The sequence below is a fragment of the bacterium genome, from assembly GCA_016700035.1.
Taxonomy (GTDB): Bacteria; Patescibacteriota; Saccharimonadia; order CAILAD01.
On sequence record CP064998.1, the window covers coordinates 837,410 to 857,038 of the forward strand.

Here is a 19,629-nt window from a genome sequence, read left to right on the forward strand (position 1 = left end):
TTATCAGCACCACCCCACTAACCAACCCAGTAGCCATTAGAGAACATCGTGAGCATCGCACCGAGCCCAACTGCCGATAAGACAAAATACAATGTTCGCACCCACTCAGCTTGTTTATCCAACCACATCGCAATGAGGATAAAAACCGGGAATACCGCTAAAATGTATCGACTATCTGAAACAAAATTGCCGGTTAATACCAATGTTAGTGCGGTTAATCCGGAATATACCACTAAAGATATTGGTAACTTCTTTCTCCAGCCAACCCAAGCACTCCACGCAATTGCTAGCCAAGCTATAAAAAAATGCAGCCTGGTAAATAGCTGACTGAACCAATCGTCCAACCAAGCCGTAGACCCCACGAGCCCGATCATGCCAGTTGTTTCTTTATATATGGTGCGAAAAATATTTGCCTCAAAGCCCATATAGGGCCAATACTTATCATAGATACTTGCAAAGTAAACCCACGGATACACATTGGTTTTACTATAGAGCCACAACCAATACGTACCAGTTCCAGCAAGAGCTACCGGGATAGATACAATCTGCCAATCAATCTTACGCCACGACCAATTTTTATCAGATAAATACTGCGCGGCAATAACTATGGCAAATATAATCCCCACACCTCGCGTACCGCCAGCTAATGCCGCCAGAATCCCAGAAGCCAAATATTTTTTGCGCAGCAATAGCAATAACGACCACGTAGCCAACGCAACAAAAACTGCTTCAGTATAGAAAGCAATAAAAAAATGTGCACTTGGAAAGGCCAGCCAGGCAAGTATGGTCAGGATTGCTACTTTACGCTTTCTAGTAACTTCCATTGTCAGTAAATACAAACCTTGCGATGCAATAAGTAATGCTATGGCATTAATGAACTGAGCTGCTACTACTATGTTGATGCCAATTTTATGCAGTAGGAAAATTATCAAAGGAAATACGGGGTAAAATACAGTATTAAAACTAGATAGGTCATAGCCTTTTTGAATAATAGCCAAATAACTTACCCCATCCCACTTAATAGCACCAATCAATCCAGTTATAATGGGTGGATTATAGGTCGTATTCCCAGGTTGGTGAATTACAGATACAACAAAAAACCGTAAAATAACCATACTAATAATCCACACCAGCGGGATGACTATGGCTGGATATTTTTTAATAAAAGTAGAAAGCTTACTGTTAATTTTTACTAGTTGTATTCTTAATCTTTTTAGCCTGGCCATTAAGATTATCCTTATTTGACACAACAACCCCCATCAGCAGCCCAATCGCCACCCAAATATGCATGATGTAGAGCGTGGAAAAAGTTTGTGCTTGGATTAATTGTGAAAAGATATAAGTAAGCAATCCTGCCACTAAATAAGTATCGCGACTGTTTGGCCTACGTAAGTACATTATTGACTGTCGCACCAATAGAATAATCAATGTCAATAATAAAATTAATCCCACAAGTCCAGTCTCTAGTAAGATCTCTAGTGGTAAATTATTGACTATTGCCCACCCACCTACGGCATTAGGCCCTTGAATATAGGGGCCAAATTGCCCTGGTCCAATTCCAAACAGTAAAACATTCATGTCCGATGTAGACAGACGAATTGCCTTTAGGCGAAAACGACTCCTATCATCACCAGATCCTTCCACTCCAGAATTTGTAAGCTGTTGCACATAAGCGCCTGCAGCTTTCTTGCCTTCGGCGGGGCTATCACTTATTAATGGAGTGCGATTAAAGAGCTGGATGCAGGATAGTGCTAGTATAAATCCAATAGCAATAGCAAGCGCAACTCTTACCAATCTGCCCGATACAAGCTTTCTCCTGTAGATAGCAGTGCAAACAAAAGTTAAGATAAGTGCTCCAATTAAACCATAAATTGCCCCCCTCGATAGAGTGAGGCTTAAAGTGGCAATAAATAATGTTAAGACTACCCCACTATATCTGATTATTTTTTTTCTATATAAAACTTCATTTATCAATAATAGTGTTGGTAACAACAAATATGAGCCAAAATATAACGGCTCTAGCCCTGTAGACTGTATACGCGCAAAGCCAAATACCCTCCAGCTATACCTTTCTGAAAGGCCAGTCCAAGAAGAGTTGAGCCCAAAAAAATCACCAAAATATTGATATATTCCAAATACAGAAGTTATGATTGCGGCAATATATAAAGTAATTATTACCTTTCTTCTAGATAATTCACCAATGTTTTTCCATAAATAAAAGACACTAATCCCCACACCAATAGCAAATACCGTATACAGAACTACTTGAATAGCCCTGATTTGATTAATTGATATAGGTATTATTAGGCTAACCCATAATATAAATAAGCCTAATAATACTATTTCAATGGGTAGCCAACCAGATTTCCTGGACTTAATAAGAATCCACAGTCCTCGCAAGATTAATAATCCACCAATAAATAAACTAGGTCTCAAAGTTATAAAGGATACATCTATAGATGGTATTCGCTCAAAAGGTAGCACTAACACCATCCCCTGCAAAAGAGTGAGATCTGGATTGCTACGAATGTATTTTAAAATGTTATGTATCTTTTCTCTCATTTGTTCCAGCTAAAATTACATTTTTAATATAGAGTGGTGCACGAAATATCCGTAATACTGCCGCAGCAACTGCTCCATGCCACTTTTTGAAGTATTTATTTTGTGATTCATAGTAGTATTTTTTTCTACTGGAGGACGAAGAAATACTTCTTCCCCATAAATGTATTATGTGGGCAGAAGGAAAAAACCTAATTTTATAACCAGCCGCAGCAACTGCTTTACACAAGTCTGTATCTTCATAATACATGAAGTAGCGCCCATCAAAACCATCTATCTGCTGAAAAACCTTCTTAGAGATCACAAGTGCCGCCGCAACCGCAACATCTACATCCTGATCTACAGCCGGCATAGCATTTTTTTTACTCATTAATAACCTACTAAAAAATCTGAATGGTTTTAACACTATAAGTCTGTAAAGCGAAGGAAAGTCGTCTATCTGTGTTGGCTGTATAGATCCTTGCTCATCGGTGAGTAGTGGTAATGCCGCAGCATAATCTCGATTACTACTAAGAAAGTCTAGTAATTTATGTAGATTATTTTCTTTAGGCACGAGTGTGTCTGTGTTGAGGAGCCAAATATATTCCCCTTCTGCTAGACCCACCCCTTTATTGTTCCCCTGACCAAAGCCGTAGTTTTTTCTAAGCTCAATAATCTTAGCATCTTTACATACTCGCTTAATTCTTTTTTTGTTAAGCTGCTTGGATGCATTATCAATAACTAATACTTCATAGTCATCGAGCTTTAAACTTAAATTCTTTTTTAGGCTTTTTAGGCTATCTATCAATAAATCTTCTGTGTTGTAGTTAACATAAATAATTGATAATCGCATTAATTATCCCCTCTCCCAAATGGCCACTTTGGAGACATGACACTGTAGATATCTAGCCAGTTAACCTTTCTCTCGGATTGGATGTGTATTCTTTCTCTGCGGATGCGAGGTACCGCTCTAACAAATTCGAGGTATGCCAAAAATACTTCTCTAAATGCCAAAGATTTGATGGCAGCTACAATCATATAAATATTAGCTATGCAGAATTTAGCCACTGTGCGATATATTATTCCAGATGGAGTATTTTTCCAATATACATATTGAGCATTTCGTATTACATAGCGGCGAGAAAAATTTCTCCCTCGCTTACTCGAAGATACACCCAGACCATGTGTAATTAAGGCCTTGGGAGCTAATCCGATGCTGTAGCCTTTGAGACGAGCTCGATAGCAATAATCTACATCCTCGTAATACATAAAAAATAGACTATCAAAACCTCCAATTTCGCGCCATACTTTAGTCCGATAAAGAGAATAGCCTCCCGATCCAGAAAATATTTCCTGGCTAGATTGTTTTTTTACAGAAGCAACACTCTTTCCTCTCATTCTTGGAGAAGCAATTCCCCAACAGCTCATATCATCACCCAATGCGTCAATTGTCTTTCCGTCAGGCAATATAGATGCAGATGTCACAACGGCCAATCTATCATCGGCATCAGCAATCTTTACAAGCTGTTTTAACCAATCTTCATGAGCAATAGCATCTGTATTCAGTAACGCAAAATACTCTGTATGAACATCCCTAATAGCAATGTTAACTGCTTCAGCAAACCCATGGTTTTTACTCTCAGCTATCACATGCACATCTGGGTAGTTTTTGGCGATAAAATTAATGGAGTCATCTTGAGAGCTATTGTCTACAACTATTATCTCAAAGTTCTTAAACGTCTGTACTTTTAAAGAATCCAGAGCAGCTGAAATAATCTCCACCCCATTCCAATTAACCAAAACCACAGTAACTTTAGATTTAACCATCTATTAGACTCCTTAACACAGTCAGATAGGTCTTAGCCGAAGCTTGCCAGCTCCAATGAGCCCTAGCTTCCTTACTCATTTTACTTGGACTCCACTCAGTTTGAATTGCTTCATCAATAGCACGGGCTAGAGGGTCTACTTCTCTTTCGCATAATAATCCGTTTACACCTTGATTGACGGTCTCCAGATACCCTCCCTCATTTACTGCTACAGTCGGTGTTCCGCATGCAGCTGATTCTATAGGGGTAAAGCCAAACGGCTCTTTCGTGGCCACAGCAAGCGTTACGATACTCTCCCTATATATTTTTGCTAGCTGCCCATCTGTAACGCCTTGTCTAAATTCAATTATCATGCCAAGCTTTTTTGAAAGTACCTCTAATTCTTGCTTGTATCTTGTATCATAATTTTCGTAAACAAAAACTAGCCTTACTCCATGCATAGCTTTAACTTTCGATAAAGCCCTGATCGCTAAATCCTGACCCTTAGCAGGATGTAGTGTACCAACTACAACGATCTGGTTTTTTTTGGTTGACTTAGCGTAAAAGAATCTTTCTTGATCTATACCCAAGTAACACACCTCAGCATCAATACCATAAGCCTTAGTAATATTTCCTTGCGCATACTTTGAATTACAAAGTGCAGCCGAACACTTACGAGCATTTGCCACATCTAGGTCTTTCAGTATTTTTTGCCGAATAATCCACGGTGCTTGAAGAGCCTTGGGAATCATCTCTTTTGATTTATTATAAAAATCTTGTTCAAAGCTTAAACGCCTGGGCTCCTGGATAAAATATAGGTTCTTAGTTTTTAGATATTGCATCAAAAATGGTGTTTGCGCTATTGCACAGTGATGGACAAATACTGCATCATACTTTTTACTGTCAATCTCATCGGCAATATTTTTCTGTATACGACGTAACTTTGCGAACCGCGTTACTATTTCTATAAACATATCTAATCTTGAAGGATCATAGCTAAAATCATAGCTTTTATATTTTTTTACATATGGTCGAAAATTGTAACGAGATGCATCATTAGCTGGAAAAAGTTGGTACAAATCGTAGTCAACTTCTTCATAAGAGTGCTTAACTAGTTCGTGAAGTGCCCTTATGGCTCCTCCATCTGGTAGATTGTGATAAATAGCTACACGCATATATACTGTATATTATACCCAATGTGCAGATAACGAAGGAGGATTTGTGGCAAAAAAAGCACTTATAACAGGAATTACCGGTCAAGACGGTTCATATTTAGCCGAATTACTTCTAGATAAAGGCTATGAGGTGCACGGTATTATGCGCCGAAACAGTACTTTTACTACTGGTCGGATTGAACATATCTTTGATGATATCCAAATGCACTATGGTGATTTAGCAGACTCCAGCTCGCTCCAGCATATCATCGCCAATATTCAGCCGGATGAAGTTTATAATCTAGCCGCCCAGAGCCATGTAAAAGTTTCTTTTGATGTACCGGAATATACCGCCGATGTCACCGGCACTGGCACCTTGCGACTATTAGAAGCTATCCGTACTTCCGCACCACAAGCCAAATTTTATCAAGCTAGCTCCAGCGAGATGTTTGGCAAAGTTTTGGAAGTGCCACAAACCGAAAAGACGCCCTTCTACCCTCGCTCACCCTACGGTGCTGCTAAGGTCTATTCTTACTGGATCACCAAAAATTACCGCGAGAGTTATGATATGTTTGCCTGCAACGGTATTTTATTCAATCACGAAAGTCCGCGCCGTGGCGAAACATTTGTAACCCGTAAAATTACTCGAGCGGTGGCCGCCATTAAAGCCGGCAAGCAAGATAAGCTCTTCCTCGGTAATCTGGACGCTAAACGCGACTGGGGCTTTGCTGGCGATTATGTAGAAGCTATGTGGCTTATGCTACAGGCCGATAAGCCAGATGACTATGTGGTGGCAACAAATGAAACGCACTCCGTAAAAGAGTTCTGTCAGATCGCCTTTAATCACGTAGGTCTGGACTGGGAAAAGTACGTGGAAGTCAGCGAGAAATACTTCCGCCCGGCTGAAGTCGACCTGCTCATCGGTGACCCGGCCCATGCCAAAAAACAGCTCAAATGGGAACCAAAAGTAAGTTTTGAAGAGCTCGTGAAGATGATGGTTGATGCCGACTTAACTGAACTCAGCTGATATTATAGGTTTCAACAATTCTCTCTATAATAATATTTACCCCATAAGGATATGGGGTAAATATTATATACTCTACAGATTCATTGAGGGCATATTTACTTTATCTCTCTTTATACTAAAGTATAGACATACATAGTTTTTAACTTACAAGATTGAATTAATAATTTCTTTCATCTTAGTGGCACTTGTATTCCAGCTAAATTTCTTGGCCTGTATTAAGCCGGCCTTTCTCATTTTTTTTGCCAACTCATTATCGGTTAATACTCTTTTTATCGGCTGAATTTTCCAGGGCTTTGAGTGTAAGCATGGCAGTGTTCTCCCAAGTAAAGCCTGCTGCTTGTTTTTTACCCTTACGAACAAGCTCTTGGTGTAGCTTTTCAGACTTAGCAAGCTCAACAATACCATCAATAAAATCATCTGCCGTGCTAACCATTATTGCAGCATCACCTGCCACCTCTGGTATCGACGAGTTTTTAAAGCATATTACCGGACAGCCTGATTGCATCGCCTCTAAGATTGGCATACCAAAGCCCTCATATTCCGAGGCAAACAATAGTGCTTGAGCCTGCGAGTAATATGTAGCCAAATCAGCATCATCCGCATACCCAATGACTTTTATTCTTTTCTTTACTGGGGATTTGTCTATGTGCTTTAACAAACGAGCCGTGTCGTAAAATTTAGACTGCTCAAAATCATAGCCAATAAAAACTAAATCGACATTAGCTCCGCGCTTAAGTGCTTCTTCGTACATATCTACTAATTGCATGAGGTTTTTTCGGGAATCAGTCCCGCCCACATAGAGCATGTAAGGCTTTTTGTTCATTTTCTTTTTGCTCGGCGCAGGGAGCTCCTGTGCGGCTAATGGAGTTACAGTATAGGGGCACGCTAGATGTGTTGGGAAATACTTTATGTAAATCATCAATAGAAGCCTGCGAGATGCTGACTATACGATCTACCAATGCGTATCTTGCGTTCAAGCGCATAAATTGCTGAAACACCTGCTCATTACGCATATCCCAAAAAGGCCGCAGAAAACCTGGCTTCTTCCTAGGCACAAAATACTTTTCACGGTAAATTATTGGTATAAGATCATACAGCGTAACTACTGTAGGGGTATTTTTACTGAGCCCAAAGCCGATATCTTGTTGAAAAAAAACATCTGCCTGCACCGACTCTTTGAGCCCAGGCTGATGCATAAATAACTTTCTGTAAAGCTTAGAGCTAAATGAACCCGGATCATAATTACCCAGACTTATAAATTTTACAGATGGAGACACATAAGAAAGTTTTGGAGGCTCATCGCCATAATGATAGCAATAAAATTCATGCTGCTTACCTACCCTAAAAAGAGCAGGAACAACATTGGCAATATATTTACCAATCCCCCTATGCTGATGTCCGCTCTGAAGCGGCCGTAAGTCAATGGAGATTTTCATACCAGTACTCTAGATAGATTTATATTATTTAATTTAATTAGTAGAGATATCATATATTGCACTACCTTACCATCTTTCCATAGAATTTATCTAGACCGGCTATCATCTTTTGGATTTGGTAATTTTTCAAATAATTCTCTCGCGCTGATTCTGCGTATTTCTCACGCCTTTCTAATATCCGACTAATTTCCTTAGCAAAACTATCAGCTCTCGACTTAGATACACATACTCCACCACCAGAGCTTAATACAGCTTCAACGTCGCCAACCTTTGTCGATACAACTGGCACACCTGCGGCTAATGCTTCAAGCACCACTAATGGCATTGCCTCACTTTCCGAAGTTAAGCATAGTAATTTTGCCTTGCGATAGATCTCTTTAGTATCATCAACAAAGCCCTTTATATAAACGTTATTAATATTTCTTTCTTTAATTATACTTAGAAGCTCATCTCTATATCCTCCATCGCCATACATACAAAATGATTCCTGTGGCATTTTTTTTGCTATCTCTAAAAATAAATCAGGATTTTTATCATTTTTTTCTAACCGACCGACCCAAATTATTTCATTACACACTCTATTCGCTTTAAGCTTAGTTAAACCTTCACCATCTACTCCATTAGGTATATTTATAATCCTATCTGAGGTCAGTCCTAACTTCTTAAGGTCAGGATTTAATACTTTTGCCACAGCAATAGTGGCATTAAGACGCATAGCTATCTTCTTTGTAAAGTTCAATTGGATACCTTTTAGTTGAAGTCGCGAATGTGCAGTAAAGATAATTGGTGCAGTACCATTGAAAAATCGTGTTAACACATCATCAAGCTGCTGCATATGAACCAGATCGACATGCTTCAGCCTGAGTGACCTTAGCCATAAAGACTGCACCATATACGACCCTCTTAAACCTAATGAATATACCCAGTCTGGCAGATTAATCCTACGATAGGTGAGTCCATCCCCGAATTTATCATGTAATTGGCGCGGGGCAAGTAAAATAAAGTTATATTTTAGATGCAGATGCCTAATTATTTGTTGAACATATATTTCTCCACCACCAATAGACTTCGCTGTAGATATTAGTAATATAGTTTTTTTATCACGGTCATTATTTATTGAACTAATAAATAATATTCTTTTAATAATCTTCTTTGCTTCTCTAGGTAGCCAATAATATATGTGGGCTATAACAGCGCCAAATACTCGAAAATCAAACATACTTAGCTTAAACTGACCCAACCGATACCATAAAAAATTTAGCTTCATCTTAGCCATACGCCAGTCAAAATCTATAACCTGTGCTACCGCCATAGTAGAGCTATCATGCTGTCGATATAAATATAAAAACTCTGGTATTTTTGCCAATTTGATACCGTCGCTAATCATCCTGAGCCACAATTCATAATCTTCAGCCGCCTTGATATTTCGGTATTGGTAGTGCTTGATATTTTTTGCTCTGAATATTGTTGGTGCGTGACTAAAACAATTTTTATAGGCAATTGTATTTCTGATCTGCTCAGGTGTCTTAACATTAACATCATCTTCCCAGGCACCAATTGGCTTACCGCTTGAATCAACATTTTGAACGAAGCTACTTACTGCACCTATATCATGGTGTCCCTCTAAATAATCTACCTGTTTCTCGAATCGTTCTGGCAAACTAATATCATCAGCATCCATCATAGCGATATATTTACCTCTTGCCAGTGCAATTCCAGCGTTTCGCGCAAGAGCTTGACCTTTGTTTTCTCGGCTAATTAACACTATACGTGGATCTTTGTAGCTCTTAATAATTTTGAGCGTATTATCGGTCGATCCATCATTAATGATGATAAACTCAAAATCAGTGAAGGTTTGATTGAGGATAGAATCTATCGCTTCACGTAAATATTTCTCACCGTTATATACACTCATTACAACGGAGACGAGAGGTGTTTTGGATCTAATTTTTGACTTCATCTCTATAGCTCGCGACTAATTTTAATATTATCTTTATCTTTATTGATAGTAGTTTATTTATTAAGGTATCATCTCTAATATCTTGCAATACCCCTGTTGCCAATCCAACTATATAGTTTTTTGTTGAATAATTTGGCAATAGCTTTTTACCACTCTTTTGTAGATATAGTAGTTTTATATAGAGAGATAACCTATTTAGCCCGATAATATCTTTGCGTATCTTACCAGAAATTATGACAGTTTGCTGATTTTGTAATTCCTTATTTGTGTCAGAGATACCCTGACTATTAATACGATACCTCAATAAAACTTCCGGTAAGTTATGAGCGTTGCTTTTATTTACAATCCTACTCCACAAATCATAATCTTCGGCTGGCCACATGGCCTGTTTGTATAAACCAGTTTTTTTGACAGCATTTTTTCTCATAATCACCGATGGATGAGCAATTATTGAACCCGCCCCGAGTAAGTAATATATTTCATAGCTAGTAATCGGCTTATAAACTATAAGCTCATCTCTATTGTTATAAAAAGTTTGAATTTGACTTGCCACCAAATCGATCTCCGGATGTCCCTCCAAATATTCTACTTGTTTCTCGAATCGTTCTGGCAAACTAATATCATCGGCATCCATTCGGGCAATGTATTTGCCTCGAGCCTTTTTAATACCCTCATTTAGCGATGCCACCAAGCCTTTGTTTTTACGACTAATTAACACAATACGAGGATCTTTATAGTCCTTAATGATCTTTAGAGTGTCATCGGTCGACCCATCATTAATGATGATAAACTCAAAATCAGTAAAGATTTGATTTAATATAGAATCTATCGCCTCACGTAAATATTTCTCACCATTATAGACACTCATCACCACGGAGACGAGGGGTGGCTTTGAGATAGGTTTAGGTTTAGGTTTATTCTTTAAATCTTTTGCCATGACTTTGGTAGAACGTCTTTAGTATTGTTATCCGGCCCAGAAAACCACTGCTTTGGTCCTATTACAATTTTATCAGAGTTTGTATTAAGCCACGCTCCCCACCAAGAAAAGCTTGAATTAGCAATAATATTATGTCGACACTCACACATCAGCCGCATATCTTCCGCGCCATCAGTATTGTGGGAAATATATGTAGTAGCCTGAGTAAATTTTAAATTCTTCTTACACCAATCGGGGTCATCCGAAAATACATACAGATTTGGATTTTTTACTTGCTTTGATATTTTACCAACTGCTGCCTTATAGTAATCCACACCCGTCAAGCCATGAAATTTTGCTGCGTTTTTATTTGAGACATAATCACCACGACGGACATGCACTGAAACACTTGAAGCATCTTTTTTAATCACATTAAGTAATTCTTTATTTTTCCCGGTAGGATCTTTAGCCCAAGAAAAATCTTGCAATAGAATATTGTGAATATTTTTGAAATACCTCTCACTCTGAAAATAGCCATTTAGTACAGTATTTTTGGGTAGATTTACAAATACCGGATCATAATGAAAGTGTGGTTCAGTATATTTTTTTGCTAGACGAGATTGTATTTTTTGACGGGCCGTATTTTGAAATTTTTCTGTCCCCTTATCTAGAGAGAAGCAGTCCAACTCATAGTGCCTTGGCGTTGTAGTTTCATCAAAACTCTGCTCAAACCAAGATAAGTCCAGTAGCACATTTGTATGATTGCGTTCCGCCAAAGCACGCGCAGCAGCATATTGGAACATCTGATTGCCGAGACCGCCTTGGAGCTGGACTAGTATCACCGACGTTTTTTCCTAGCTAAGACATGGATGCCATGCGAGTGTAATTCTTCCGAGCCACTATTCTTTGATGACGCATCTTCCATCGTGGACAATAATTTATTCAAGGCTAATTGATCACTCTTTTTCCAAGAAGCACCTTTTGAATATTCATTGATAATATGTGGTATGCGCCTCATCTCCTGCGCAACAGCTTCAAACCAATTGCCGTTAAAATCTAAGTCCTCTATCTTAAAACCAAAATCTGCAAGATATTTCTCATACCAATAATGACTATACCCATTGTAGAAGTAATAGGGTGCAAAATGCGTTAACGATGAAACTGGAGCAGTTAGTACTAAATACCCACCAGGCTTGATAATTCGTGCAAACTCTTTAATTGCCTCAACAGGATGAGGAATATGCTCTAGAACCTCAATACACATAACAGCATCAAATTCATTGTCTTTAACCGGAATACTTGCTATATCGGATACTATATCTAGCTTTGAGTTATCCCAACTTTGTGTCTGCAGTCCATTATCATTACCCCTACCGTCATATTGTCCAAAATCTTGACTGGTATATTTGAGGTGTTCACAAAATTTCTTATACTGCAGCTCACCCGCCCCGGCATCTAAAATATGCTTTCCTTTTGGTATCTTCTTTAAAGTAGCCTCAAGCCACTCTTCTCTATTGCTTTGATTTTTTGTGCCTACCCTAGATTTACTGAACATATAATACCTCTTAAGATTTTATTCTTTAACAAAATGATATAACCCCAATGCATATTTTTGGTTGGCCAACTGCTTAGTCGTGGCTCTCTCTATATATCGGCCATCATCCATAACAGCCGAAAGTTGCTTGAGTTTTAGTGGCTTACACAAATCTACTACTTTAGCTGGGTTAGTAACTCGATGTGCATTAAAATAAGTCACCTCCTTGCCAACCGGTAGCGATAAGTAGAGATTACCATTCTTAGCAATAGCTTCTGTAAGCGCAGTAATTGCTTTTGTGGTACCCTCTGGGTCTAATGGGTCGCCATATCGACCTAGCCCGACATGCTCAACGACATGCAAGCAGCTAAGTGATAAAACTGAGTTTGGCTTAAATGGCAAATCTAAGACTGATCCAGCCTTAGGTGATAGCCCTGGAATATCCAATCTAGCGGGACGAATATCAACAAACTCTGTAGGTTGTAGGGCAGAAAAAAAACCTAAATACGTCACCCAAGAACCAACATCTATATGCTTTTTGGGTTTAGCTTGGATTAATTTCCTCATCACCCATGGCCCCTGATATGTATAATGTGCATCAAACCCAGTTTCAGTCGTACGATCATCTAGCTGTGGAAATTTTTCAATTTCTATATTCATATCCAAGCTAGATATCAATTTATGATAAGATTCTAATTCTTTTTTGTAATTTCTGACTTCTTTTCTAAACTGTTTATACATTAGTCACACCTCTAACTCACTAATTTTTTTAGCAGTAATTTCAATCGTCTACGCTTACCGATGTATCCTTGATTTACGCTATAAACTTCAATACTATTGTCTATAAAAGCAATTTTACTCACGGTATCCACTTCTTCTATACCAAATTTCTTAGACCACTCAAACCCTTCAAACATAATATCTTTTAAACTATCAACTAATTCTACGTGTCCCTTCTCTAAAGATTCACGCATTATTTTCTGAACCGGCGAAAACTCTTGCAGATTAGTTTTAGATTTTGGCAAATACCTCATGGTACTTGAAGCGTGATCGAATTTCATAAAATTTAAATGCACATCAAAATTGTAAAGATATTCATAGTATATTGTGGGGTATTCAATATACCCACTCTTTGAAACCCTAAACATCTCTGATAAGAATTTTTTCACATCAGGCACATGCTCTATTACATGTGAACATATTACATAGTCAAATTCATTATCCTTAAAAGGAAATTTTTTTCCATCATAGTACACAACTTTACCATTAAGAATAGGTTTTTGAGCGTACCCACGCTGGGCTGCCAATTCTTTTTCAGATAACTTCAATTCTAGATAAATATCAGATCTATTAAATGGATTACCGCCCGGCCCTATTTCAAGAACTTTATCACCATCTTTTATGCTTTTTACTTTGTTTGGAAATTGCATTATTTTGATATATTCCAATCAAGTACTGGAGCTATAATACCAGGTCGCTTATCTTGCCAATATGGCGAATTACTCAACCCACCCTTAATAGAAAAGCTTAATGTTGGCACATTACCACCTGGCTCAAGTAACCATCTTTGATTATGTAAGCTAGCCAAAATCTCAATAATATAATCACCCTCATTTAGTATATTTGTCGGAAACACTGTTTGTGCTTCAAAACTTCCTGTAGGCATACTCTTGTCTTTTTCGTCATTGGCCATATCGGTAGTAAATGTCCAAAAAATAATATTACCATCTATATCATAAACTGCTAAGCCAATATTGAGGCTGGCACTTTGTTTATAAATTTTACCAGTAACTTTTACTGTAATCTCTTGATTATTACGAACACTGCCTTTTACAAGATGGTTTTTAAAAGATAAGCTAGCTTTTGATATCTCCAGATACTCATTCTTATCAAGATTATATTCTTTTGTCGTCCAAATAGATCTATTCTCACCATTGAAACTCATGTAGTCTTGAATGACTGTATTGATATTACCTGTCGATTCAATCTTACCATCTTTAATAAATATACCCTTTGTGCACAGTTTTCGAACCGAGTCCATACTATGGCTCACAAACAGCACCGTTCTGCCTTGCCCTGCCACATCGCGCATCTTCCCTAAACACTTCTTTTGAAAAGCCGCATCACCCACAGCTAACACTTCATCAACTATTAAGATATCTGGATCGAGATGAGCTGCTACCGCAAATGCAAGCCGCACATACATACCCGATGAATAAAACTTTACCGGTGTATCCAAAAACTTTTCTACTTCTGAAAAAGCAACAATTTCATCAAACTTAGATTGTATCTCTTTACGCGTCATGCCGAGTATAGCACCATTAAAATAAACATTTTCTCGTCCAGTCAGCTCTGGATGAAAGCCAGTACCAACCTCCAAAAGGCTAGCTACCCGACCCCGCATAATCACTTCCCCCTTGGTGGGCTCAACGATGCGCGAGAGCACCTTTAGTAGTGTCGATTTACCCGATCCATTGCGACCAATAATACCAACTACATCACCGCGCTCTATCTTAAGATTTACGTCCTTTAGCGCCCAAAACTTTTCTTTTTTAAGCTGATGACCGGTGATTAGCTCGATTGGCTTTCGCACCATATTAGTAAGAGAATCTCGAAAAGTCATCGTACCAGCCATTGCTTCTTTTTCATGACCAATCATGTATGCCTTGGAAAGACCTTTAATTTCAATAGCTGGTTTAATTTTGCTCATATAATATCCGCAAATTCCTTTTCGCGACCCTTAAAGTAATACAGGCCACCAATAAATAATAGTACTGCCACAATTACCGATAGGGCCGTGAGAGGCCAATCAATTTCTCCGGCGCCCAGAAAACTCGCTCGCATAGCATTAATCACACCGGTCATTGGATTTAAATATAGTAGCCACTGAAAGCGCTCTGGGATAGCCGTAACAGGATAAATAACCGGTGTGAGAAAAAGACCAAGCTGTATTAAAAATGGCAGAGCTTGCTTCACGTCACGATACTTTACATTAACTGCAGCTAGAAATAGACCTGGGCCAGTGGCGGCCAGAAACGTCACAAAAATAGCTGGAATAACCAGTAAAATTCCAAGCAAAGATGGTGTAAATTGAAAATAAATCATCAGCCCAACAAAAATAATTGAGGCAAAACAGAAATCTATGAACGAAACAATTGTTGAAGAGATTGGCGGAATAATACGCGGGAAATACACCTTGGTAACCACCGCTTGATTATCTACCAGGCTATTGGCCGAACGCTGCAAGGCTTGCGAAAAATAGTTCCAAAACAAAAGGCCAGTGTAGGAAAAAATCGCATACGGGACGGCTGAGCCAGTTTCGATACCGACCGCCTTATTGAAGAACAGTGTAAACACCACCATCTGGATAAATGGTTGTAAGACTGCCCATAGAATACCGATGGCGGTTTGCTTGTAGCGAACCTTAACATCGCGCCAAGCAAAGTAGAAGAAGAGCTCGCGGTATTCCTTGAGCTCCTTCCAGTCGATCGCAAGTCGTTTCTTAGGACGAATAACTACAACGTGTTCCATCTAGTAGATAATTATACTACAGATTAGTGTGATTATCTCGGTACCAGGCGATGGTTTTCTTGAGGCCTTCTTCAAAGCTGGTCTGCGATTCAAAGCCAAATTCGTTCTTTGCACGAGACACATCCAGTTTACGCCTAGGCTGACCATCGGGCTTTGTGGTGTCCCATATAATCTTCCCTGTAAAGCCGGTTTCTTTGACAATAATATCGATAAGATCCTTAATAGTAATCTCGAAGCTGGAGCCAATATTCACAGGCTCGGAACTATTATATCGTTCGGCAGCGAGCAATATCCCCTCCACGGCATCTTCTACATACAAGAACTCTCGAGAAGCCTTACCAGTTCCCCACACTACGATTTCCTTATCATTATTCTCCACTGCATCGACACACTTCTTGATGAGCGCTGGGATTACATGGCTCGAAGCAGGATCAAAGTTATCATTTGGCCCATACAAATTTACCGGCAAAAGAAAGATGGAGTTAAAGCCGTATTCTTCACGGTAGCCCTGACTTTGCACAAGCATCATCTTTTTAGCGAGTCCGTAAGGCGCATTGGTTTCTTCTGGATAGCCATTCCAAAGATCGTCTTCCTTAAATGGAACTGGCGTATGTTTTGGATATGCGCACACTGTACCAAGCGCTACAAATTTGGGTATCTTTGCAAGATGAGCTTCATGCATAAGTTGCGTACCCATCATGAGATTGTCGTACATAAAAGAGCCTGGATGCTCACGGTTTGCACCTATGCCGCCAACCTTGGCGGCTAAGTGAATAACTATGTCTGTATCTGAATGGTCGGCATACATCTTGCGTACCGCGTCACCGCTCACGAGATCATAGTCGGCATGCGATGGAGTAATGGCTTCTGCACCCAATACTTCAAGCTGTCGAACAAGTGCCGAGCCAAGAAAGCCCGAGCCACCCGTTACGAGAACTCTTTTATTTTTCCAAAAGACTTTAGAAAGATTTGACATACTCTAGATTGTATCAAGATAAGGCGCCGTAAAGCTACTTATGGACGATTAACCCTTATATCTATAAACGTACCCGGGTCATTCATCATTGCACCACCCTCAACAATTGGCTGGAAGAATTCGCGGTATACACCCGGCCTGAGAACTTCAGCAGACCACAAGTTGAAGTTGTATTGAACAATCTGACCTGGCTGAGCTACTGCTTGATTTGCAGCTAGTGTTGTTCCATCTGCTTCATATACTGCCGCAAAACGGGTAGATGCACGGTTCTGATCACGATTCCATAGTGTGCCAAGTAGACTATAGCGATTCACCGACCTTCCGGTAGACAAGACTACTGGCTTCGTATTATTTGCTACTGCAGAAGAACTATCATACCAAGGAACATTCCCAGTATTCTTGTATCGCAAGAAGCATGGTGCAGAGCTGTTATTGGCTACCATTGTTGGGTATGCGCACTGGCCAGCATATTGAGAGGTGTATGTAGGAGATTGTACCCTTATATCTATAAACGTACCCGGGTCATTCATCATTGCACCACCCTCAACAATTGGCTGGAAGAATTCGCGGTATACACCCGGCCTGAGAACTTCAGCAGACCACAAGTTGAAGTTGTATTGAACAATCTGACCTGGCTGAGCTACTGCTTGATTTGCAGCTAGTGTTGTTCCATCTGCTTCATATACTGCCGCAAAACGGGTAGATGCACGGTTCTGATCACGATTCCATAGTGTGCCAAGTAGACTATAGCGATTCACCGACCTTCCGGTAGACAAGACTACTGGCTTCGTATTATTTGCTACTGCAGAAGAACTATCATACCAAGGAACATTCCCAGTATTCTTGTATCGCAAGAAGCATGGTGCAGAGCTGTTATTGGCTACCATTGTTGGGTATGCGCACTGGCCAGCATATTGAGAGGTGTATGTAGGCTTCTCTACAGTTATATCCAAATATGTACCAGGGTTATTCATCGTAGACCAACCCTCAACAATTGGCTGGAAGAATTCGCGGTACACACCCTCTGGAGTAGTGCTATCAACGCCAAAATTAATATTAAATTGAACAATTTGACCAGATGTAGCTTTATGCTGATTGGCTGCCGGGGTCACACCATCCGCTTCATACACTGCTGCAAAAGTACCAGATGGACGATTTCGATCTCCACCCCAAGGGTAGCCCACAGAGCTACTGCGATTAAGGGGATTGGAAGTAGCTAAATGTACCGGCTTAGTGCCTACCGGTGCGGTAGATAGTCCAACATCGTCATACCAGGTGTCATTACCAACATTACGATAGCGGATATGTCCTACTGCAGTTGTTACCGATGGGGAAAGGGTTTTATAACTAGACTGCCCAGCATACTCAGACTTATATGCCTCACTAGTAGTCGGCCCGAACCACTGCTCGTAAAAACTTACAAAATTCTTACTGCCCGAATAATAAACCGGTACACCGCTGGGGTTATAAACGTGTGGTGTATAGCAATACATGGCGGCTGTTGCGGCATTAGCGATCGCCACATTAGCATAGGCTTGTCCATTGGTGTGAGCATAAAACGTCACTGTTCGGCCGGGGAATAATCCCGTGCTGTAATAGGCAGTAGCATTTTTACAGGCGTATGCTATCGAAGAATTCCCCCAGGTCTGGCCGGTTGGACCGACCCAAGTGCCGTTATTTCCAGCTGCTCGGTGCATATTAAACCGCAACTGCCAGCTACCATTACGAATTTGCTGGTAAAAGCCAGGAAATGAACAACTGCCGGTCGTTGGGCAGCCATAGCCCATGGCAAAATTAATGTTTGAAGCCGATGGCGAAGGATTGGTCATTAATGACTGTTCTTTTTGCAAAGTCGCCATAATAACTTGTGGGTTAATGCCAAAGTCCCAGGCGGCATCATAAATAATTTTAGCAGCCGACTGATTTACCGATGGATCGACATAGTTCTTAAGCCCACTGTTACGGGCATTCATAAAGGCCTGGATCGCCGCTTCATCCATGGACGTGTGGTTCGTAAAACGTCCATCATCAATAATATTATTGGAGTTATAGGCTGCATGCGCCGGTGTAGCAAACAATGCAGCCGCAGCAGAAAGACCCAAGCTAGCAATCAGCATGCCGAATGTTCGCCTCATAGTTTTCACCCTCCAACTCATACTATCCGCCCAACCTTACTGTTACCTTTGTGTGCTTTGCCTCATTGCCACTGGCATCTATCACAAAAACTTCGATATAACCATTGCCACTCGCCCCGCCAGAACCAATTGTTCCCGAATATTTACCCTTAACTACATTTAACTCGCCTTGTCCGACCAGTCCACGTTCATCACTTTGAATACGATACGAAACTTTTGTATATGAAGTTGGTGCCGTACCCTCTAGTTTAGTACCAGACTTGACTGTAGCTCCAGAACTAGGTGAAGTGATAGTTATGCCAGTACTGGAGGCGGCCCGTTGCTCTTGCTCGGGTACACTGCTGATCGGACTAGCAGAAACACTGGGCGTTGGAGTAGCTGTTTGATTATCTTGCACACCAACTTCTTCGTCCTGGGTGCTATCTTGTTGATCTTGAGCCGCAACTGGATCTTCGGCCTTGCTGTCTTGGTACCACTTGTAACCAAAAACTCCACCCGCGCCTAAAACCGCCAAAACAGCCACTATAATAAATAGCCACTTGAGCTTTGATTTACGCGTTGATGTTGTTTTTAAACTTGGTCCGTAAGCCATATTCCCCCGAATTTACAGACATTAT

19 protein-coding genes are annotated in these 19,629 nt (G+C 40.1%); 1 reads left to right on the plus strand and 18 read right to left on the minus strand.

Annotation, left to right across the window (positions count from 1 at the left end):
* Positions 1-17: 17 nt before the first annotated feature.
* The 5 genes from IPM44_04270 to IPM44_04290 are packed head-to-tail and all read right to left on the minus strand — an operon-like array spanning position 18 to position 5,518.
* The gene (locus IPM44_04270) at positions 18-1,226 is read right to left on the minus strand and encodes a hypothetical protein (protein ID QQS26896.1); all 1,209 of its coding nucleotides are present in this window, start codon (positions 1,224-1,226) and stop codon (positions 18-20) included.
* Complete coding sequence (locus IPM44_04275) at positions 1,183-2,562, minus strand: O-antigen ligase family protein (protein ID QQS26897.1); 1,380 nt, start codon at positions 2,560-2,562, stop codon at positions 1,183-1,185. The genes IPM44_04270 and IPM44_04275 overlap by 44 nt, the downstream gene beginning before the upstream one ends.
* Entirely contained in the window at positions 2,543-3,391 is an 849-nt protein-coding gene (locus tag IPM44_04280; protein ID QQS26898.1) for a glycosyltransferase family 2 protein, read from the minus strand. The genes IPM44_04275 and IPM44_04280 overlap by 20 nt, the downstream gene beginning before the upstream one ends.
* Positions 3,391-4,365, minus strand: coding sequence for a glycosyltransferase family 2 protein (locus tag IPM44_04285; protein QQS26899.1), 975 nt, complete (start codon positions 4,363-4,365; stop codon positions 3,391-3,393). The genes IPM44_04280 and IPM44_04285 overlap by 1 nt, the downstream gene beginning before the upstream one ends.
* Positions 4,358-5,518 carry a glycosyltransferase family 4 protein gene (locus IPM44_04290; GenBank protein QQS26900.1) on the minus strand — a complete coding sequence of 387 codons (1,161 nt, stop codon included), beginning with the start codon at positions 5,516-5,518 and terminating at the stop codon, positions 4,358-4,360. Before IPM44_04290 ends, IPM44_04285 begins: the two co-directional genes overlap by 8 nt.
* A 46-nt stretch (positions 5,519-5,564) precedes the next feature.
* Here IPM44_04290 and gmd point away from each other — a divergent pair, with 46 nt between their 5' ends.
* Positions 5,565-6,524: a GDP-mannose 4,6-dehydratase gene (gmd, locus tag IPM44_04295; protein QQS26901.1), complete on the plus strand. Its 960-nt coding sequence runs from the start codon at positions 5,565-5,567 to the stop codon at positions 6,522-6,524.
* Positions 6,525-6,774: 250 nt separating this feature from the next.
* Here gmd and IPM44_04300 read toward each other — a convergent pair whose 3' ends face one another.
* The 13 genes from IPM44_04300 to IPM44_04360 form a co-directional block, all read right to left on the minus strand.
* Positions 6,775-7,347 carry a glycosyltransferase family 4 protein gene (locus IPM44_04300; protein ID QQS26902.1) on the minus strand — a complete coding sequence of 191 codons (573 nt, stop codon included), beginning with the start codon at positions 7,345-7,347 and terminating at the stop codon, positions 6,775-6,777.
* Entirely contained in the window at positions 7,307-7,960 is a 654-nt protein-coding gene (locus tag IPM44_04305) for a hypothetical protein (protein QQS26903.1), read from the minus strand. Before IPM44_04305 ends, IPM44_04300 begins: the two co-directional genes overlap by 41 nt.
* 61 nt (positions 7,961-8,021) lie before the next feature.
* On the minus strand, positions 8,022-9,920 hold the full coding sequence (locus IPM44_04310) for a glycosyltransferase (protein QQS26904.1): 1,899 nt from the start codon (positions 9,918-9,920) through the stop codon (positions 8,022-8,024).
* On the minus strand, positions 9,904-10,857 hold the full coding sequence (locus IPM44_04315) for a glycosyltransferase (protein ID QQS26905.1): 954 nt from the start codon (positions 10,855-10,857) through the stop codon (positions 9,904-9,906). Before IPM44_04315 ends, IPM44_04310 begins: the two co-directional genes overlap by 17 nt.
* Positions 10,842-11,678, minus strand: coding sequence for an alpha-1,2-fucosyltransferase (locus tag IPM44_04320; protein ID QQS26906.1), 837 nt, complete (start codon positions 11,676-11,678; stop codon positions 10,842-10,844). Before IPM44_04320 ends, IPM44_04315 begins: the two co-directional genes overlap by 16 nt.
* Complete coding sequence (locus IPM44_04325; protein QQS26907.1) at positions 11,675-12,391, minus strand: methyltransferase domain-containing protein; 717 nt, start codon at positions 12,389-12,391, stop codon at positions 11,675-11,677. Before IPM44_04325 ends, IPM44_04320 begins: the two co-directional genes overlap by 4 nt.
* Positions 12,392-12,409: 18 nt before the next feature.
* Positions 12,410-13,111 (minus strand): DUF268 domain-containing protein, encoded by a 702-nt coding sequence (locus IPM44_04330; protein ID QQS26908.1) that lies wholly within the window; start codon positions 13,109-13,111, stop codon positions 12,410-12,412.
* 11 nt (positions 13,112-13,122) lie between these two features.
* A complete protein-coding gene (locus tag IPM44_04335) occupies positions 13,123-13,800 on the minus strand; it encodes a class I SAM-dependent methyltransferase (GenBank protein QQS26909.1) in 678 nt (225 codons plus the stop codon).
* Positions 13,800-15,080, minus strand: a complete 1,281-nt coding sequence (locus tag IPM44_04340) for an ATP-binding cassette domain-containing protein (protein QQS26910.1) — start codon at positions 15,078-15,080, stop codon at positions 13,800-13,802. Before IPM44_04340 ends, IPM44_04335 begins: the two co-directional genes overlap by 1 nt.
* Positions 15,077-15,901 (minus strand): ABC transporter permease, encoded by an 825-nt coding sequence (locus IPM44_04345; protein ID QQS26911.1) that lies wholly within the window; start codon positions 15,899-15,901, stop codon positions 15,077-15,079. The genes IPM44_04340 and IPM44_04345 overlap by 4 nt, the downstream gene beginning before the upstream one ends.
* 16 nt (positions 15,902-15,917) lie before the next feature.
* Positions 15,918-16,877: a GDP-L-fucose synthase gene (locus tag IPM44_04350; protein ID QQS26912.1), complete on the minus strand. Its 960-nt coding sequence runs from the start codon at positions 16,875-16,877 to the stop codon at positions 15,918-15,920.
* Positions 16,878-16,915: 38 nt separating this feature from the next.
* Positions 16,916-19,012 carry a hypothetical protein gene (locus tag IPM44_04355; GenBank protein QQS26913.1) on the minus strand — a complete coding sequence of 699 codons (2,097 nt, stop codon included), beginning with the start codon at positions 19,010-19,012 and terminating at the stop codon, positions 16,916-16,918.
* A 22-nt stretch (positions 19,013-19,034) separates the two neighbouring features.
* A complete protein-coding gene (locus IPM44_04360; protein QQS26914.1) occupies positions 19,035-19,604 on the minus strand; it encodes a hypothetical protein in 570 nt (189 codons plus the stop codon).
* Positions 19,605-19,629 lie beyond the last annotated feature (25 nt).

What these genes read in the sequence shown, in the direction of transcription:
- IPM44_04355 (QQS26913.1), bottom strand. Translation starts at nt 19,012, where the DNA reads ATGAGGCGAACATTCGGCATGCTGATTGCTAGCTTGGGTCTTTCTGCT.
- IPM44_04340 (QQS26910.1), bottom strand. Translation starts at nt 15,080, where the DNA reads ATGAGCAAAATTAAACCAGCTATTGAAATTAAAGGTCTTTCCAAGGCA.
- IPM44_04280 (QQS26898.1), bottom strand. Translation starts at nt 3,391, where the DNA reads ATGCGATTATCAATTATTTATGTTAACTACAACACAGAAGATTTATTG.
- IPM44_04275 (QQS26897.1), bottom strand. Translation starts at nt 2,562, where the DNA reads ATGAGAGAAAAGATACATAACATTTTAAAATACATTCGTAGCAATCCA.
- IPM44_04335 (QQS26909.1), bottom strand. Translation starts at nt 13,800, where the DNA reads ATGCAATTTCCAAACAAAGTAAAAAGCATAAAAGATGGTGATAAAGTT.
- IPM44_04300 (QQS26902.1), bottom strand. Translation starts at nt 7,347, where the DNA reads ATGAACAAAAAGCCTTACATGCTCTATGTGGGCGGGACTGATTCCCGA.
- IPM44_04330 (QQS26908.1), bottom strand. Translation starts at nt 13,111, where the DNA reads ATGTATAAACAGTTTAGAAAAGAAGTCAGAAATTACAAAAAAGAATTA.
- IPM44_04290 (QQS26900.1), bottom strand. Translation starts at nt 5,518, where the DNA reads ATGCGTGTAGCTATTTATCACAATCTACCAGATGGAGGAGCCATAAGG.
- IPM44_04350 (QQS26912.1), bottom strand. Translation starts at nt 16,877, where the DNA reads ATGTCAAATCTTTCTAAAGTCTTTTGGAAAAATAAAAGAGTTCTCGTA.
- IPM44_04270 (QQS26896.1), bottom strand. Translation starts at nt 1,226, where the DNA reads ATGGCCAGGCTAAAAAGATTAAGAATACAACTAGTAAAAATTAACAGT.
- IPM44_04360 (QQS26914.1), bottom strand. Translation starts at nt 19,604, where the DNA reads ATGGCTTACGGACCAAGTTTAAAAACAACATCAACGCGTAAATCAAAG.
- IPM44_04310 (QQS26904.1), bottom strand. Translation starts at nt 9,920, where the DNA reads ATGAAGTCAAAAATTAGATCCAAAACACCTCTCGTCTCCGTTGTAATG.
- IPM44_04325 (QQS26907.1), bottom strand. Translation starts at nt 12,391, where the DNA reads ATGTTCAGTAAATCTAGGGTAGGCACAAAAAATCAAAGCAATAGAGAA.
- IPM44_04315 (QQS26905.1), bottom strand. Translation starts at nt 10,857, where the DNA reads ATGGCAAAAGATTTAAAGAATAAACCTAAACCTAAACCTATCTCAAAG.
- IPM44_04285 (QQS26899.1), bottom strand. Translation starts at nt 4,365, where the DNA reads ATGGTTAAATCTAAAGTTACTGTGGTTTTGGTTAATTGGAATGGGGTG.
- IPM44_04305 (QQS26903.1), bottom strand. Translation starts at nt 7,960, where the DNA reads ATGAAAATCTCCATTGACTTACGGCCGCTTCAGAGCGGACATCAGCAT.
- IPM44_04345 (QQS26911.1), bottom strand. Translation starts at nt 15,901, where the DNA reads ATGGAACACGTTGTAGTTATTCGTCCTAAGAAACGACTTGCGATCGAC.